Source organism: Clostridium sp. CM039, from assembly GCF_055081075.1.
This window is the reverse complement of sequence record NZ_CM143649.1, coordinates 3,288,939-3,305,508: the sequence shown is the minus strand read 5'-3', so window position 1 is coordinate 3,305,508 and position 16,570 is coordinate 3,288,939. Positions and strand designations below refer to the sequence as shown.

The 16,570-nt window shown below is 32.4% G+C and carries 16 protein-coding genes and 1 riboswitch; of the genes, 2 read left to right on the top strand and 14 right to left on the bottom strand.

The genetic code is table 11. The features are described from left to right. Positions 1-218: 218 nt before the first annotated feature. The 8 genes from ACWJJ2_RS15535 to ACWJJ2_RS15500 form a co-directional block, all read right to left on the bottom strand. On the bottom strand, positions 219-1,901 hold the full coding sequence (locus tag ACWJJ2_RS15535) for a ribonuclease J (RefSeq protein WP_165413835.1): 1,683 nt from the start codon (positions 1,899-1,901) through the stop codon (positions 219-221). A gap of 607 nt (positions 1,902-2,508) precedes the next feature. Further along, positions 2,509-2,940 (bottom strand): arsenate reductase/protein-tyrosine-phosphatase family protein, encoded by a 432-nt coding sequence (locus ACWJJ2_RS15530; protein WP_462952686.1) that lies wholly within the window; start codon positions 2,938-2,940, stop codon positions 2,509-2,511. Positions 2,941-3,036: 96 nt separating this feature from the next. Further along, the gene (locus tag ACWJJ2_RS15525; RefSeq protein ID WP_165413837.1) at positions 3,037-3,279 is read right to left on the bottom strand and encodes a hypothetical protein; all 243 of its coding nucleotides are present in this window, start codon (positions 3,277-3,279) and stop codon (positions 3,037-3,039) included. Between the two features lie 421 nt (positions 3,280-3,700). Beyond that, on the bottom strand, positions 3,701-4,882 hold the full coding sequence (locus tag ACWJJ2_RS15520; protein WP_462953460.1) for a cation:proton antiporter: 1,182 nt from the start codon (positions 4,880-4,882) through the stop codon (positions 3,701-3,703). Between the two features lie 64 nt (positions 4,883-4,946). Continuing rightward, positions 4,947-5,012, bottom strand: a riboswitch (Fluoride riboswitch). An 89-nt stretch (positions 5,013-5,101) separates the two neighbouring features. Next, positions 5,102-6,844, bottom strand: coding sequence for an arsenical pump-driving ATPase (gene arsA / locus ACWJJ2_RS15515; protein ID WP_462953459.1), 1,743 nt, complete (start codon positions 6,842-6,844; stop codon positions 5,102-5,104). A gap of 204 nt (positions 6,845-7,048) precedes the next feature. Continuing rightward, positions 7,049-7,444 (bottom strand): arsenite efflux transporter metallochaperone ArsD, encoded by a 396-nt coding sequence (gene arsD / locus ACWJJ2_RS15510; RefSeq protein WP_462953458.1) that lies wholly within the window; start codon positions 7,442-7,444, stop codon positions 7,049-7,051. 93 nt (positions 7,445-7,537) lie between these two features. After that, a complete protein-coding gene (gene arsB, locus ACWJJ2_RS15505; RefSeq protein WP_216302400.1) occupies positions 7,538-8,602 on the bottom strand; it encodes an ACR3 family arsenite efflux transporter in 1,065 nt (354 codons plus the stop codon). Positions 8,603-8,649: 47 nt separating this feature from the next. Then, entirely contained in the window at positions 8,650-8,994 is a 345-nt protein-coding gene (locus tag ACWJJ2_RS15500) for an ArsR/SmtB family transcription factor (protein ID WP_216302399.1), read from the bottom strand. Positions 8,995-9,302: 308 nt separating this feature from the next. Between ACWJJ2_RS15500 and ACWJJ2_RS15495 the strand changes: the two genes are divergently transcribed. Beyond that, on the top strand, positions 9,303-10,244 hold the full coding sequence (locus tag ACWJJ2_RS15495) for a YncE family protein (protein WP_462953457.1): 942 nt from the start codon (positions 9,303-9,305) through the stop codon (positions 10,242-10,244). 72 nt (positions 10,245-10,316) lie between these two features. Then, a complete protein-coding gene (locus ACWJJ2_RS15490; RefSeq protein ID WP_216302397.1) occupies positions 10,317-10,859 on the top strand; it encodes a DUF1003 domain-containing protein in 543 nt (180 codons plus the stop codon). Between the two features lie 105 nt (positions 10,860-10,964). Here the strand turns inward: ACWJJ2_RS15490 and ACWJJ2_RS15485 are convergent, their stop codons facing one another. From ACWJJ2_RS15485 to ACWJJ2_RS15460, 6 genes are all read right to left on the bottom strand, one after another. Continuing rightward, positions 10,965-11,288 carry a hypothetical protein gene (locus tag ACWJJ2_RS15485; RefSeq protein ID WP_216302396.1) on the bottom strand — a complete coding sequence of 108 codons (324 nt, stop codon included), beginning with the start codon at positions 11,286-11,288 and terminating at the stop codon, positions 10,965-10,967. 200 nt (positions 11,289-11,488) lie between these two features. Then, positions 11,489-12,073, bottom strand: a complete 585-nt coding sequence (gene rbr, locus ACWJJ2_RS15480) for a rubrerythrin (protein ID WP_462953456.1) — start codon at positions 12,071-12,073, stop codon at positions 11,489-11,491. 148 nt (positions 12,074-12,221) lie between these two features. Further along, a complete protein-coding gene (locus ACWJJ2_RS15475; RefSeq protein ID WP_462953455.1) occupies positions 12,222-13,751 on the bottom strand; it encodes an alanine/glycine:cation symporter family protein in 1,530 nt (509 codons plus the stop codon). A 223-nt stretch (positions 13,752-13,974) separates the two neighbouring features. After that, positions 13,975-14,778 (bottom strand): MetQ/NlpA family ABC transporter substrate-binding protein, encoded by an 804-nt coding sequence (locus ACWJJ2_RS15470; RefSeq protein WP_216302394.1) that lies wholly within the window; start codon positions 14,776-14,778, stop codon positions 13,975-13,977. A gap of 50 nt (positions 14,779-14,828) precedes the next feature. After that, positions 14,829-15,473, bottom strand: a complete 645-nt coding sequence (locus ACWJJ2_RS15465; protein ID WP_216302393.1) for a methionine ABC transporter permease — start codon at positions 15,471-15,473, stop codon at positions 14,829-14,831. After that, a complete protein-coding gene (locus ACWJJ2_RS15460) occupies positions 15,463-16,470 on the bottom strand; it encodes a methionine ABC transporter ATP-binding protein (RefSeq protein WP_220286305.1) in 1,008 nt (335 codons plus the stop codon). Before ACWJJ2_RS15460 ends, ACWJJ2_RS15465 begins: the two co-directional genes overlap by 11 nt. Between the last annotated feature and the right edge of the window lie 100 nt (positions 16,471-16,570).

The following is a 16,570-nucleotide window of genomic DNA, read 5'->3' as shown; positions in this document are numbered from 1 at the left end:
AACATTTTATTCGACTTTAACAAAAAGTATATAAAAAAAAGTATGTATTATTATAATACATACTTTTTTACTTATTTAAATCATCTCCTGCGAAGCTGAACAGCTGCAACGGAGCTGAATTAACGACTTCAAAAGGAGATTTATACGCCCACTTATAAAAGTGGGCGACTTCCTTGTGAAATATCGTTAAAAATAAAGAACATAAAAATTTAGTTTTCTTAAATTTCCATTATTATTGGTATAATTATAGGTCTTCTCTTAGTTTTTATATATAAGAACTGGCCTAAAGCGTTTCTGATACTAGCTTTTATTACTACCCACTCTTTAATCTTATTATTTAAGCACTGTTCTAATTCTTTTCTCACAATGTCTCTGGCCTCATTAATAAGTTCATTGGATTCTTTCATATATACAAACCCTCTAGTTATTATATCTGGTCCTGCTACTATACTATAAGTTTCTCTTTCTATAGTAACTACCACGGTAAGTATACCTTCTTCTGCTAAATGCTTTCTATCTCGAAGAACGATATTCCCAACGTCCCCTACTCCAAGTCCATCTACCATTACGGCTCCCGTTTGAACTCTTCCTGCTATTCTACATTCGCTTGGGGATACTTCTAATATTTGTCCTGTTTCTGCAATAAAAATCTTTTCAGAATCCATTCCTAATTTCTCTGCAAGCAACGCATGTTGTTTAAGATGTCTATATTCACCATGAACTGGCATAAAATATTTAGGACGAACTAGCGTATGGATTAATTTTAATTCCTCTTGACACGCATGCCCGGAAACATGAATTTCCTCTGTAGTATTATATATTACATTAGCTCCCTTTTTGAATAGTTCATTTATAACATTGTATATGAACTTTTCATTCCCTGGAATAGGAGATGCAGATAAAATAATCAAATCACCTTTTTGTATTTGGATACTTCTATGAGTTGATGATGCCATTCTTGTTAATGCAGCTAGCGGTTCACCTTGACTACCAGTAGTTACTATTGTTACCTTATCATCAGGGTAATTATGAAGATCTGATACAGTAATTATAGCTTCCGGCGGTATATGTAAATATCCGAGATTCATAGCTACTTCAGAAATCCTCTCCATACTTCTTCCACTAAATGCTATTTTTCTTCCATTCGAAACTGCAGCATTAGCAATTTGTTGTATTCTATGAATATTTGATGCAAATGAAGCTACTATTACTCTGCCTTCTGCCTTATAAAATATTTTATTTAGAGTTTCTCCAATTACTTTTTCAGATATAGTAAATCCAGGGCGTTCTACATTAGTACTATCAGCCATTAGTAGTAGTACTCCTTGCCCACCTAATTTTGCAAATCGCTCTAAATCGATAACTTCTCCATCAATTGGAGTATAGTCTATCTTAAAGTCACCTGTGTGTATAATTCTACCAATAGGCGTGTGTATACAAATGGAGCAGGCATCTGCTATGCTATGACTAACTCTTATAAATTCTACACTGATTTTATCTAGCTTTATAATATCTCCCGATTTTACTACATTTAGGGTGCAATCTGCCAATATTCCATGTTCTTGCAACTTATTTTCTACAAGTCCGAGCGTTAGACGTGTTCCATACACTGGAACATTCATTTGTTTTAAAACATATGGTAATGCGCCTATATGATCTTCATGACCATGGGTTAGAAAAATCCCTTTTATCTTATCTTTATTCTCTAAAAGATATGTTATATCAGGAATTACTAAATCCACTCCATACATATCCACGTCTGGGAATGCTATTCCACAATCTATTATGATAGTTTCTTCTTTGTATTCTATCGCAGTAATATTTTTTCCAATTTCTCCAAGTCCACCTATTGGAATAACTCTAATTTTATTTTTACCTTTACTTTTATAATTATTATTCAATACTTCCCTGATTCCTAAATATTTGGCAATCTATCCATCCAATATTTTCGTTTTGTCGACTAAACATAATGACAGTATCACAGGACTCAACTACTTAGGTCAGTACCACTATACTAATATTAACTTACTATTCCAAGTATTCTCTTCCTATTACCTAGCCATAAATCAGGTTTTTCACCTACCTTTTCTTTTATATTTTTAATAAAATTATATTTCAAAGCGCCGCTTATTATATAAACACCACTCTCTTTATTTAACTATATATTTTATAACACTTTTCTTATCATACTAAACGTTAAATCATCTCCTGCGAAGCTAAACATCTTTGAAGAAGATGAATCGTCGACTCCGGAAGGATATTTATACTCCTACTGAAGTTTTCTATTTGTTAGGGTACGTAACTTCCACTTATAGAAGTGGGAGCCTCCCTTTTGAAATGTCGTTAAAATAATAAAATGTTTGTAATTTCCTAATAAATACATTAACCATGGTTACCTTTACTCTAGTTAAATATAATTATACCATATAACAATTGATTATATCCAATTATTATATAAAAAAGGTTGAGAAGTAATTTCTCAACCTTAAATCATCACCTACGGTGCTATTAAATTATCATCTTTGATGATGTTAGATCAATTTCGTTATTTTCTATTCTTTTCTTTAAGCTTTTAACCTTTTCTTCGATTATCTTCGCCACTATTATAAATTCTTCATCAGCTTTCCCAGTAGGATCTTCTAGACCCCAATCTTCCTCATACTTGTGTGCCATAATTGGACATGATACATTACATCCCATTTTTATTACAATATCAGCTTCTGGTATATCATCTATTAATTTTGATGCATGAGTTTCATTCATGTCTACATTGTATAAATTCTTTATTATTCTTACCGCATCTTGGTTAATTTGGGGCTTAGTTTCAGTACCTGCTGAATAAGCTTCAAACACAGATGACCCAAATATCTTTCCGAGCGCTTCTGCCATTTGTGATCTACAAGAATTATGAACACATATAAATGCTACTTTTAGTTTCATAACATCATTCTCCTTCTAAAATTTCTATATATAAATATAAGAAAATAACTAGCATAATCACTAGTCATTTTCTTAAAAAATTTTATTCTAAGTTAGTTATTTATCTAACATTATTTGCTTTTTAAATATACCGCCTTGCTTAGTGTAGTGCAAAATATATTCTTTGTCATAAACATTATGTATTTCTAAATTAATAATTCCTTTTGTTACTAGGACTAATTTTATTTTTTTAAATTCATCAAGTTCTTCTTTTTCAAGCATAGTGTAGATAAGCTTTTGTGAATACATAGCCCATGTTTTTAACAGGTCATCTGTTGGCGTGTTTACGTCTATATTCATTTACATTCCTCCTCGTATAATACTAATAATATTATTATATATATTATGATTTTTATCCTACACTCTATTATATATAATTGTTCATATATAATCAACTTTCATTGATATATTATATTGTATTTATTATAATATTTTTTTATAAAGTTAATAGTTATGGTACCCATTTATAATTATTAACCATATTTTTAAAAATAAAACAATTATTATTTAATTTTTATTCTAAAATCTATAAATAGGACGTCTTTTAAGGACATTTCAGAAGGAAAGTTTTCCACGTCTATAAGTGTGGGTTACCTACTCTAACAAATAGAAAACTTCAGTGGGATTATAAATCTCCTTCTGGAGTAGTCAATCCATCTTCTTTGAAGCTGTTCAGCTCCGCAGGAGATGATTTAACACAGTAGTAATATAAATATGAAATCTAGTCGTCTGGCAATAACTTTTCCCCTGCTACTTTAATACCTATAGCTCCAAGTGGTGCGGTTACAAATATGGACAATACAGCAATTGCCAATATAAGTTCTCCGGATTTAACTCCAGCAGCTAATGGTACTGCGCCCATGGCCGCCTGCACAGTCGCTTTAGGAATATATGAGATCACACAAAACAGTCTCTCTTTTGCATTTAAATCAGTACCCATTAATGATACTAATACCCCTATACTTCTTGCTACTAGTCCACCTGCAATAATAATTAAACCTAATACACCTGATGATGAGGCAACATATATATTGACCTCCGCTCCAACTAATACAAAAAGTAAAATTTCTGCAATTACCCAGACCTTTTTAAGTTTTAAAGATATTCTATTAGCTACTTTAGCGTATTTTTCTAAAAGGATAAAACCAATAGTCATTACGCCTAAAAGACTTGCAATGGGTACTATATTTTTAAAAACATCTTCAATTCCTGTTATCATAATTGCTGCAGCAATTATTATTAAAGTTTTTTTAGTATCTCTCATGTGATATTTTTCAAATGTCACTACTAATAAAGCTCCTACAATGACACCAATTGCAATCCCAATAAAAATAGATATGGGAATATCCAATATTTTCATTGGTATATTTACATTTTTACCGCCATATAAACCTAAGAAAGTTGAAAATATAGTTATTGCAAAAACATCATCAATAGAAGCTCCTGCGAGTATTATGGTTGGTATGCCTTTTTTTTCTCCTTTCCCTCTGGATATAAAATTAAGCATAGGTGGAACAACTACTGCTGGTGAAACTGCAGCTATTATAAATCCAAGCATTCCAGCCTCAATTTTTGTTATTCCAAGTACATAGCTTGCTATAAACATAATACTAAGCCCTTCAAAAATACCAGGTATGCAACTCATTTTTAAGGCAGGAACCCCGACTTTGTTTAAAGTATCCTTTTTAATCCCAAGGCCCGCTCTTAGCAGGATAATAATAAGTGCAATTTTTCTTAAATCTGGTGAAATTCTAAGTATATCCGAACTTATTATATTTGTACCATAAGGTCCTAGTAACACCCCCAAAATTAGCATTCCAAGCAGTCCTGGAAGTTTTAATTTTTCAAATAATTTATTGGCCATTAGTCCTAGAATAATTATAATCGCTAAACTCATTGCCATATTACAATCCCTCCCTTTTCTTTGATGTTTTTTACAAAACAAAAGACTCCTACTTAGCATAAACCACTAAGTAGGAGTCATTAATTGCAAAATTGCAATGGTTAAGGTGAACTCCATCACCTATCTTATAAATATATTATACTCCACAAATAAATTAAATCAATAGTTAGGCACATGAAAACGAATACCAATTCCACCAAAGTTCCTGATATCTAGAATTTATAGTAATAACTCATTTAACTTGTCACCTTTAATTTCATCAGGACTCCACGCGATGAGCGCAAATTTACCGTTTGCATGCGCATCAACCTTGTTAATCCATTCAATTTCATTGCTTGCCTTTGCGGCTAACAATTTATTGGTTGTACCTGTCGCATGTAGTGATGAGTTTATAACCCACCATTTTGTCGCAATTTTTGCACGTTTTAAATCTTCTTCAAGACGAATTGCTTCATATACAGGTGTAGCTTCAGCAAGAGTTACAATGATGACTTCAGTTTCATCAGCATTTCGGAGCCTTGGCAACAGTTTTTTCACAGATTGTGGAATATCGCCTTGTGAGCGTTTGATTTCTTGGTTATAGCTTTGAGTTGACTCAAGTAGCAGTAAAGTATGCCCTGTTGGAGCGGTATCGATGACAACGATCTGATCGACCGCTTTTTCTACTATTTCTGCAAAGGCTCTAAATACTGCAATCTCCTGTGTACATGGAGATCGGAGGTCCTCCTCAACATAGGCAATATCATCATCTGCCATAGTTTCTCTTGCCTTAGACAGCACTTCATCCTTATATTTTTTAAGTTCAGCCTGCTCATCAATGTGGCTCATCGTAATATTACTACTCTCATTAATAACAAATTTGAGATGGGCTGCAGGGTCAGTTGTGGTAAGATGTACTTTTTTGACCTTTGCCGATAATCCCAAAGCAATCGCCGCCGCAATTGTAGTTTTACCTACGCCACCCTTGCCCATAGCGAAGATTACCTTTTTGTTGCTTTTATACAGTTCTTCAATAACATCTTTTAACTGAGGAATGGTTTCAGCGTTTATCTTTTCATTGCTGACACTATAATTATCTTTGGTAAGAAGTGCCCTGACATTTTCCATCCCTGTTATATTGTAAGCCCTGAGGGGTACCATGTAGGCAGTAATTCCCTTAAGTCCCTGTGGCATTTCCTTAAGTGACTTTTGCTGTTTTTGATACAGCCTTTCGGACACACCGTCATCATAAGAACTCATCACACCATTAATTATCATTGTTTGATTGTTTACACCAATCTGCGAAAGTTCTTTTGATGCTCTTTCCGCTTCTTTAAGCGGTGTCATTTCAGGCCTAGAGATAATCATAAGTGTTGTTAATTCTCCATCGGATAATGTTTCTACTGCTTTTTTATAGATTTCTCTTTTACTCTCTAGACCAGAAAGCTGGCCTAAACAGGATGCACCATGTGTGTTTTCGCTAATAAAATTACTCCAAGCCGATGGTAATTGAAGCATTCTAAGTGTGTGACCAGTAGGCGCAGTATCAAATATAATATGGTCATATTCCTCCTGCAATCTTTCATCGGTTATGAATTTTGAAAATTCATTGAACGCTGCGATTTCAACAGTGCAGGATCCAGAAAGTTGTTCTTCCATGTTTTTAAGCACTGCATCTGGCAACTTACCACGGTAAGGTGCGATTACGCTCTCTCTGTGCTGGGCTGCCGCTTGAATTGGGTCAAGATTAGCAACAACGAGATTTGGAACTTCCTTAATTGGGATACCTTTATTTGTAAGCTCAGTGTTAAAAACATCCTGCAAATTTGACGCAGGATCAGTGCTTATAAGAAGCACCTTTTTCCCACCGTCTGCAAGGATGACTGCTGTAGCGCAAGCGGTTGAAGTTTTACCTACACCACCTTTGCCTGTGTAAAATAAATATTTTGTAAGTTTAATATTTTGCGGATTAAAAATTCCCATGTTTATTTACCTCCAGCTTCATTATTAAGTACTTTTGTAATTTGGCTTGTATTTGATACGCTTCGGTTACATTATTAAATCATCTCCTGCGGAGCTGCATATTAACGACTTCAGAGGAGATTTATACTCCCGCTGAAGTTTTCTATTTGTTAGGACATGTAACTCCCACTTACAGAAGTGGGAGACTTCCCTTCTAAAATGTCGTTAACAGCATTTCCCACCAGAACAGCCACAATCCCCTGATTTAGGAGTTACTTTTATTTTGAAAGTCTTTCGCTCTTGACCTAAAAAGCTAAATTCTATATTTAGAAATTTAACTAGTTCTTCATTGGTTGGGTACTTACCTATTAACACGATTTCACCGTCCAAAACAGTAACAGGCAACCCATCAATGCCTTTTTCATTTATAAAGTCATTAACTACTTTGTTATTCACAAATTCCTGTGGTGAACTTGTGAGGTTAAACCTCTCAACCTCAACTCCATTTTTCTTTAATGCACTAAGGACAGTCGAAATCCTAAGAAGCTCTGGATCTACGCCTACGCCGCAAAGTCCTGTTGAGCAACACATAGCTGGTTCAAATATTTGCATTTTTTTCATTAATAATCTCTCCAATCATTTTTATTATTTTAATACTTTTTATTATTTTATTACTTTTTATTATTATTATCACTTTTAATATTTTTAATATTCTTAATTATTATGAACTACTGGTTGTGGAAACCAATGCTTGGTTTTGTTTGCTATTCTTACAAGAATCAGCATTACTGGCACTTCAACTAACACTCCTACCACTGTAGCTAGAGCTGCAGGAGAATCCATGCCAAACAGAGAAATGGCAACAGCAACTGAAAGTTCAAAAAAGTTTGATGCCCCAATCATTCCAGCAGGTGCGGCAATATCATGCGTTAGCCTTAACTTTTTACTTGTTAAATAAGCAATAAAGAAAATCAGAAATGTTTGAATAGTTAGTGGTACAGCAATTAGTAAAATGTGCATTGGATTGTTTATTATAGTTTCACCTTGGAATGAGAATAACAATACCAACATAAGTAGCAATCCAACGGTAGTTGCATTATCAAACTTGTGGAGGAATGTATTTTCAAAGTACTCTGTGCCTTTTTTCTTTGTTACCGTAATTCTAGTTAAAATGCCTCCAACTAGTGGAACAACAACAAACAAAACAACTGATAAAATGAGTGTATTCCAAGGAACTGTGATGTTACTGACACCTAAAAGAAATTTCACGATAGGTATAAATGCAACCAGAATGATTAAATCATTTGTGGCTACTTGCACAACAGTATATGCAGGATTACCTCTAGTAAGGTGGCTCCACACAAATACCATAGCAGTACATGGAGCGGCCCCAAGTAATATGGTTCCTGCAAGATATTGTGTAGCTAGTTCCGGTGTTATAAATGCTTTGAATACTACAAAAAAGAAAAATGAAGCTATTGCATACATACTAAATGGTTTTATAAGCCAATTCGTTATCCATGTTACATATAACCCTTTAGGGTTCTTTCCTACATTTTTAACGCTTTGAAAGTCTACCTTCATCATCATGGGATAAATCATTACCCAAATGAGTATAGCAGTGGGGATGGAAACCCTGGAGTACTCAAACTTATTTAAGAATTCCGGAATCCCTGGAATAAACTTGCCAATAAGCACACCTACGCTCATACAAATAGCTACCCAAACAGTCAAGTATTTTTGAAAAAATCCAATCTCTGGTGTTTTAACTTCACTCATAATTAATCACTCCTCCTAAGATCATCACCTGTGGTACTGAAATGTCGTTAACTTTGTGTTTTACAATCACATAAATTTTGTAGTTTACATTTATCCCGTTTTTCACAATCGCTATTATAACAAGATATCTGTTTGAGTTCCTTTATTAAATAAGCAAATAAGTCTGGGTTTTTCTCTATAAATTTATTATCTATTTTGTAGTATGTCCATTGTGCCTTTTTGTAACTTTCTAATATCCCACACTTTTTAAGTGATGTTAAATGCCGTGAAACATTTGACTGCGTCATATTTAGACACTCTTCGATTTCGCATACACACATTTCACCTTGAATAATAAGTGCCATTATACGAAGTCTGTTTTCTTCCGCTAATGCTTTAAATATATCAACCACTCTTTTCCCTCCTACTTTTTCTTGTATCTTTATATGTTCCTATAATCATATAGTATGTCTCTAAAACCCCATTTGTTACAATGGGATCTAACCGAATATTATTTTGTTACTAATTCGTACATGAACATCTACTCATATACTATACCACATAGAATTTATTGTCAATAGCTTCTATGTGATTATTTAATACATATTAAATAATTTACTTTCCTAACATTCCCACAGTTGTCAATTATTTAACAATATAGTATAATCTAATATTGTCAGCATCGCTAAGCAAACCCAAAGCAAAAGGAAGGGGTTTTTAAATGAAAGTTTGTAAAATATGTATATTTATCTTAGCTTTATTTTTTATTATAATAGAATGTTCTATTAAGCCAAAAGAAGCACTAAAAATGACGGCACAGGTAGCTGTGCATACAACGGATCCCATTAATTGTAAGGTAAAAAAATTAGACTCATCAAATGCTATTTACGATAAGCCATTATCTAACCATATTCCTATTACAACTAAAAAAAACGAATATGAACTACTATTTGATTTACCAGATACAGGTGTTATGCAAGGGCTTACATTCCATAATGGATATTTTTATTGTAGTTTTGATTTAAAAAATGGAAGTGGGAAAATAGTTAAATATAATCTAACAGGAAATAAAATCTCTGAAACAGACCCTATGGCTATGGGTCATTCTGCCGAAATTGCATATAGAGCTAGTACAGGAAAAATTTATGTTGCAAATGGAGGCGGCATTAATCTAACTCATGTTTATGTAGTTGATTATGATTCAAGTACAATACAAGCTGATTTAAATTATTCAAGTTTAGGAACATCGGCATTACTTGCAATAGATAATGTCCATGATTATTTAATATTGCATACCGTTTTAAATGGTGGTGATAATGGAACCCCTATGTTTACTATTATAAATTTAGCTGATATGAGTACAGTGACTACCTTTCGTATTCCTAATCAAGGCGTTCCACAAGGTTTAGATGTTGATGGGATGTATATTTATTTATATACAGATAATAAAGTTACAGTATTTAACTATGAGGGTAAAATAATTACCTCTTATCCTATAAATAAAGCAGGAGAAAGTGAAGGCTTAACAATGGCAACAGATCACGGAACTTCATATCTAACTATGGGATATAATCACCCAAATAGAATTTATATTCTAAGAAGCAACGAAAATAAAAAACTTCATAATTCGCAAATACTTAATAAATCAACGCGAAAAATCTAAAGGAACATATCTTTAATTTATATCAATTTCCCTATTAAAATAGGGGTACTTAGACAACTAAGGGGTATTACTATGTCAAATGGAAATGATACTTTAGATACAGAAATAATTGTAAACGAAATATTAGAGCAAGGAGAGATTTTTAACGATATTGAAGAAGATCTATTGCATGACTTAATAGGAAATAAGATATCCAAAGATACTACGATTACTCATAAACAAACTCTTACTTTTGGAAACAAGATGGCTGATAAAATAGCCGCATCAGTAGGCAGCTGGGGTTTTATAATTGCAGCATTAGCAATTATAGGAATATGGATAGTATTAAATATCATCTTAAAGAATTCATTTGATCCCTTTCCATTTATACTTCTTAATCTAGTACTATCGTGTACTGCCGCTATACAAGCACCTGTAATAATGATGAGTCAGAATAGACAGGAAGATAAAGATAGAATAAAATCAAAAAATGATTATAAAATAAATCTGAAATCAGAGTTGATCGTTCAAGATTTGCATAAGAAAATAGATTTATTAATTGAAGATCAAAAAATGTTAGTTAAGAATCAATCTATAATGCTTGAATATATTGAAAGTTTACAAAAAACAAAATAACTGAGTAAAAACCCAAAATTTCTTGAAAGCGATACTCGCATTGTTGATACAAGTTTAGTTCAGTGTTTACTTTAAATCTATTGAATTCATATTTTGAGTTATATTTTAATTTTTAAAATCTTCATCAGATCTATTTTTTATAATTTTTTCAAGTTTGTCTGCACGTTCATTGTAATTACTACCAATTGTGTTTTTAACATAATAAGCAAACCGTTTTTTCATGCCTTTCTCATAGCCAATTCCATCCTCTGGATATTTATGATTGGTAATTTCAATTCCATTCTTACCATTCTTGATATATAGAACTACGGGAATTGCTATTCCACTTTCTAGGATTAGCTTATCTCCCTCTTTAAAATAACCTTCCTTTAATAACCAAATATATATTTTATCTTTATCTTTCCCCAGAACCGTAAATGCACTGTACATTTTCCCTTCTCTTGCTACATTAATATATGTCGTTAAATAATTTACACTGAATATTTATACATTACAACTACCAAGTCAAAGCGTGATATAGAACAACCCCCAAATTAATTAAATCAAAATGGGGGTTGTTTTTATTTTTTATATTAAGAATCCACGAAGGTTGCTACGGCATTTTTAATACTGCATCATTTGAAATGCTATTAATATTTTTCAGCGAATATTTCAAAATATGCTTGAGGATGTACACAAGCTGGACATATTTTCGGAGCACTTTTTCCCTCAAAAATATAACCACAGTTTCTACATTTCCAAATAACTGATTCTTCTTTATTAAATACTGTATTATTTTCTATATTACTTAATAGTTCTCTATATCTTTCTTCATGATGCTTTTCAACATCAGAAATTTTTCTAAAAACAAACGCGATATCATCAAAGCCTTCCTCCTGTGCAACTTTCGCAAATGCTGGGTAAAGATCTGACCACTCTTCATTTTCTCCATTTGCTGCTGACAATAAATTTGCTTTAGTATCTCCAAGACCTACAGGATATGTGGCATTAATTTCTACCACTTCTCCATTTAAACTTTCATTTAAAAACTTAAAAAATCTTTTAGCGTGTTCTTTTTCATTATCTGCTGTTTCTATGAATATATTAGCTATTTGTACATATCCCTCTTTTTTCGCTATAGATGAATAATAAGTATATCTATTCCTAGCTTGTGATTCACCTGCGAATGATTTCATAAGATTTTCAGCTGTTTTTGTACCCTTTAATGTTTTCATAAAATGCCTCCTTGTTTTTCTACTTAAAGAAAATAATTACCTCTATTAGAGTATACCCTAAATAGTATACTTTGCTTCTTTTAATCCATACTATTTTAAGAAAGTTTACTAAATTACCTATTAATTAAGTTTATTCTAAGTATGTACCTTATTTCCAAACATCAGTATCAACACCAATAGATTTTGATTTGAATTTAGTTCCATCGGTTTTTTTATAATTTTTCAATATTTTTAATGCATAGTTAGACCCAATTAATATAATTGGAACATTTACATAAACTAAAACAATATTTACAAAATCACCTATGTACCATAAATTTGTAAGTTCTAAACCAGCGAGAACTGTTAATGCGCCAAATGGAACAAAGAATAATGCACCAACCAAACGTATTCCCATAATAAATTTCTTATTTCTAGATATTAAATTTGCGGAGACTTCTGCAAACAATATTAAACCGAGCAATGTTGTAAATGCAAACATTCCATAGCATAGCGAAACAATAATTGTAACTGTTCCATCTAATGCAGTACCAGGAACTAAGTATTTGATTGAGGATAGGTAAACTGTAAGTTTTGACGCTTCTATACTTTCCCATGAAACCCCAGCGGTGCCTGTCCAAACATGTGCCATAACAATAACAAATCCAGTCATACTACATATTACCATTGTGTCAAGAAAAACTCCTAGACATTGTACAAAACCTTGTTCTGCAGGATGTTTATTCTCCGCTGTAGCAGCCGCCATTGTAATTGTTCCTTGCCCAGCTTCATTGGACATTAACCCACGCTTAATTCCTTGAGCTAAAGCTACACCAAATGCCCCACCAAATAATGCATTGGGCTTAAATGCTCCACCAATCACTTCTTTAAAGAAATACGGAACTTTATCTAAATTAACTAATATTATTAAAACAACTATAATTGTATAGATAACCGCCATAATAGGTACTATTATGTCTGTAACCGCCGTAACTCTTTTTATTCCTCCAATTACAGTCAAAAGAACAGTAATTATTAAGACTATTGCTATACCATAATAAACTGTGGATTGACGTCCAAAGGTTTTTCCAGCTATAGTATCAGCTATTGAACCGAAACTTGTAAATAAATGAAAAGCTTGAGATGGGATAACAAACAGTGCATATATTATAAAAAGTGAAGACAGTATAATACCTACCCACCGTTTATTTCCCAAAATCTTTTGACCATAAAATGGAAGTCCACCCACGAACTCCTTGCCATTTTTCTCTTTAAAAAGCTGTGCAAGTACAGATTCTACAAAAGCCGTGGACATACCAAAGAAAGCTGAAACCCACATCCAAAATAGTGCCCCTGGTCCGCCAACAGATATTGCACCTGTAACCCCCATAATATTACCTGGACCTACACGCATAGCAGAACTTAGTAAAAATGATGCTAATGAACTAACCCCAGTATCTGTTTCCTTTTTTGTAGCAAGAATCTTAATTCCTTTTTTAAATGCCATAACTTGAATAAATCCAGTTTTAAATGTAAGATAAATTCCTGTTCCTAAAAGTAAAATAACTGCAAAGGCAAAATTACCTAAAACCGGGATGTTTTGATACCACTTAAAATTAGTTGGAAATTCCCATAGAAAATCCGCAATAGGAACTATAAAATCAAAAAAATTATTTATTGCTTGAAATAATACACTCATTTTTAAACCTCCATATTATAATGTTATCCTTATTTGCATTTTAGAATTAATTACTCCAAAAATTATTTGCATACGGTAATTATACACTAATAAGGTATAAAATGAATTTTTTAAAAAATAAAAGTATAAAAATGTCGTTAAACTTTATGCTTTACTATAAAAAAATCATCTTACTTTCGACTATTACGCCCAAAGCAAAATGATTAATGGTTTTATATTTTTTTTAGAAAGCAGGAATTATATCTCCTTTATATTTATCTTCAATAATTTTTTTAACTTCTAGAGAATTTAATGCCTTTGAAAGTGCTTCTATATGAGGTTTAGTTTTATCTTCTTTTCTAACTGCAAGCACATTTGCATAAGGCGAATCTTTTGATTCAATTGCTAGTGCGTCTTTTGTCGGATTTAAATTGGCTTCTATTGCAAAATTTGAGTTTATAACTGCTGCATCCACATCTTTTAAAATCCTTGGAAGCTGAGGAGCGTCTAATTCAGTTATTTTAAAATTCTTTTTATTTTCAGTAATATCAAGTTTAGAAATAAGATCTCCACTTTTTAGTTTTAATAGCCCTTCCTTCTCAAGCACTCTAAGTGCTCTTGCTCCATTTGTAGGATCACTTGGAATGGCTATTTTAGCTCCATCTTTTAAATCACTTAGCTTTTTATATTTATTAGAGTACACACCCATAGGTTCAAGATGAACCTTTACAGTATAGTCTAGGTCCACTCCCTTTTCCTTACTAAAGGATTGCAAATAAGGAATATGTTGAAAGAAATTAGCATCTAATTGTCCCTCGGCTAGTGCAGTGTTTGGTGTTACATAGTCAGTAAATTCTACTATTTCGAGAGTATATCCCTCTTTTGCGAGAATCGGCTTTATAGCCTCTAATATTTCTTTATGAGGCACTGGTGACGCACCTACTTTAATGATTTTTTTCTCAGTTACATCCGCCTCTTTTTTTGCTCCACATCCACTCAGTGTAAAAATCACAACTATTGTTAATAATATGCTTAATATTTTTTTCATTTTTAATTTCCTCCTCTTATTTTTCTTTTAATATTTTTATAATTCAAAACTTATTTAATCATTTTTCTGTACAATATATTTCCTAAGGCTTGAATTACTTGCACAACTGCAATTAATATAATTACAGTGTATATCATGATATCTGACTTAAATCTATAGTAACCATATTTTACGGCTACATCTCCAAGTCCCCCTCCACCAATTGTCCCAGCCATAGCTGAGTAACCTATAATGTTTATTATTGTTAACGTAACTCCAAGAACTATAGACGGCATTGCCTCTTTTAACATAACCTTAAATATAATTTGATAGGTTTTTGCACCAAATGACTTAGCTGCTTCAACAATTCCATAATCCACTTCTAAAAGTGCAGATTCTATTATTCTTGCAGCAAAAGGTGCTGCACCAAGCGTTAGAGGAACTATAGCTGCATTAGTACCTATTGTTGTTCCAACTATAAGCTTAGTTAAAGGGAATATAGATATCATTAGTATAATAAACGGAAAAGACCTAAGTACATTTATTACTAAATTTAAGATTTTATAGATTAAAGTGTTTGGCCTTAGGCCAATAGGTCCAGTTATAATTAATCCTACTGCTGAAATAAACCCTAAAATAACTGTAAAAATCGTGGATAATGTTACCATATATATAGTTTCTTTTAGTGCAGGTAATAAAATATCTTTAAATAGCATTTATACTCTCTCCCTTGTGCTTCTCAAGCTGCACAGAATAATTAATGAGCTCCCACTCTATAGATTTTTCATCTAAATAATTTAATATCTTCTTCTTATTCTCTTTACTTGCATTTATTATGAGACTTCCCATTACGTTATCCCTAAATTTTTCAAGCCTGCCCCATACTATTGAAAAATCAATATTTAACTCCCTGGCAATTGATGTTATAAGGCAACTCTGGGTAATTTCCTTTGTAAAAAATATTTTAATGTTATATCCCGTGCTAGGCAGTAATTCTTCCTCTCCCATAAGTGTTTGCATTTCCTTTGTTGGCCTAATAAATAGTTCATCGGTAATGCCATGGCTTTTAATTTCCCCTCCTTCTAAAAGAATAAATTTATTACAAATTTCTTTTACCACTTCCATCTGATGGGTAACTACAATAATTGTTATATTAAATTTGTTATTGATAGCCCTTAAAAGCTCTAATATAGATTTTGTAGTTTTAGGATCTAGTGCAGAGGTAGCTTCATCACAAAGTAATATTTTCGGATTAAGTGAAAGCGCTCTTGCAATTCCAACTCTTTGCTTCTGCCCTCCGCTAAGTTGTTTTACATTGGTGTTTGCTTTATCCTTAAGTCCTACTAACTCTATTAAGCTATCTACTCTTTTTTTAATAAAATTTTTATCGTTTCCCCATATTTCTAGTGGAAATGCTATGTTTTCAAAAACATTTTTACTGTTAATAAGATTAAAACTTTGAAATATTATGCCTACATTTTTCCTAAACTCGCGAAGTTCTTTCAAACTTAGCTGTTTCACCCCTTTTTCCATTATATTAATGGTACCTGTATCATAGGTTTCAAGCCCATTAAAGCATCTAAGTAAAGTGGATTTACCAGCTCCACTGTGACCAATAACACCATAAATATCACCTTCCTCCACTGTAAATGAAACATCATTTAACACTTTAACCCCTGAAAAACTTTTACTTACACCTCGAACTTTAATCATGATATCCCTTCTCCTTTTCATTTCTTATAATTCATCTTTACCTTTTGATCCTTTCTTTAAACATCACTCTAAAAAAATAGAGCCCAAGAATAAACTTGGG

Bases quoted from the DNA above. Each gene is read 5' to 3' on its own strand.
- ACWJJ2_RS15530 (WP_462952686.1), bottom strand. From the start codon at position 2,940: ATGAAACTAAAAGTAGCATTTATATGTGTTCATAATTCTTGTAGATCA.
- ACWJJ2_RS15525 (WP_165413837.1), bottom strand. From the start codon at position 3,279: ATGAATATAGACGTAAACACGCCAACAGATGACCTGTTAAAAACATGG.
- ACWJJ2_RS15520 (WP_462953460.1), bottom strand. From the start codon at position 4,882: ATGGCAATGAGTTTAGCGATTATAATTATTCTAGGACTAATGGCCAAT.
- arsA (WP_462953459.1), bottom strand. From the start codon at position 6,844: ATGGGAATTTTTAATCCGCAAAATATTAAACTTACAAAATATTTATTT.
- arsD (WP_462953458.1), bottom strand. From the start codon at position 7,444: ATGAAAAAAATGCAAATATTTGAACCAGCTATGTGTTGCTCAACAGGA.
- arsB (WP_216302400.1), bottom strand. From the start codon at position 8,602: ATGAGTGAAGTTAAAACACCAGAGATTGGATTTTTTCAAAAATACTTG.
- ACWJJ2_RS15495 (WP_462953457.1), top strand. From the start codon at position 9,303: ATGAAAGTTTGTAAAATATGTATATTTATCTTAGCTTTATTTTTTATT.
- ACWJJ2_RS15490 (WP_216302397.1), top strand. From the start codon at position 10,317: ATGTCAAATGGAAATGATACTTTAGATACAGAAATAATTGTAAACGAA.
- ACWJJ2_RS15485 (WP_216302396.1), bottom strand. From the start codon at position 11,288: ATGTACAGTGCATTTACGGTTCTGGGGAAAGATAAAGATAAAATATAT.
- rbr (WP_462953456.1), bottom strand. From the start codon at position 12,073: ATGAAAACATTAAAGGGTACAAAAACAGCTGAAAATCTTATGAAATCA.
- ACWJJ2_RS15475 (WP_462953455.1), bottom strand. From the start codon at position 13,751: ATGAGTGTATTATTTCAAGCAATAAATAATTTTTTTGATTTTATAGTT.
- ACWJJ2_RS15470 (WP_216302394.1), bottom strand. From the start codon at position 14,778: ATGAAAAAAATATTAAGCATATTATTAACAATAGTTGTGATTTTTACA.
- ACWJJ2_RS15465 (WP_216302393.1), bottom strand. From the start codon at position 15,473: ATGCTATTTAAAGATATTTTATTACCTGCACTAAAAGAAACTATATAT.
- ACWJJ2_RS15460 (WP_220286305.1), bottom strand. From the start codon at position 16,470: ATGATTAAAGTTCGAGGTGTAAGTAAAAGTTTTTCAGGGGTTAAAGTG.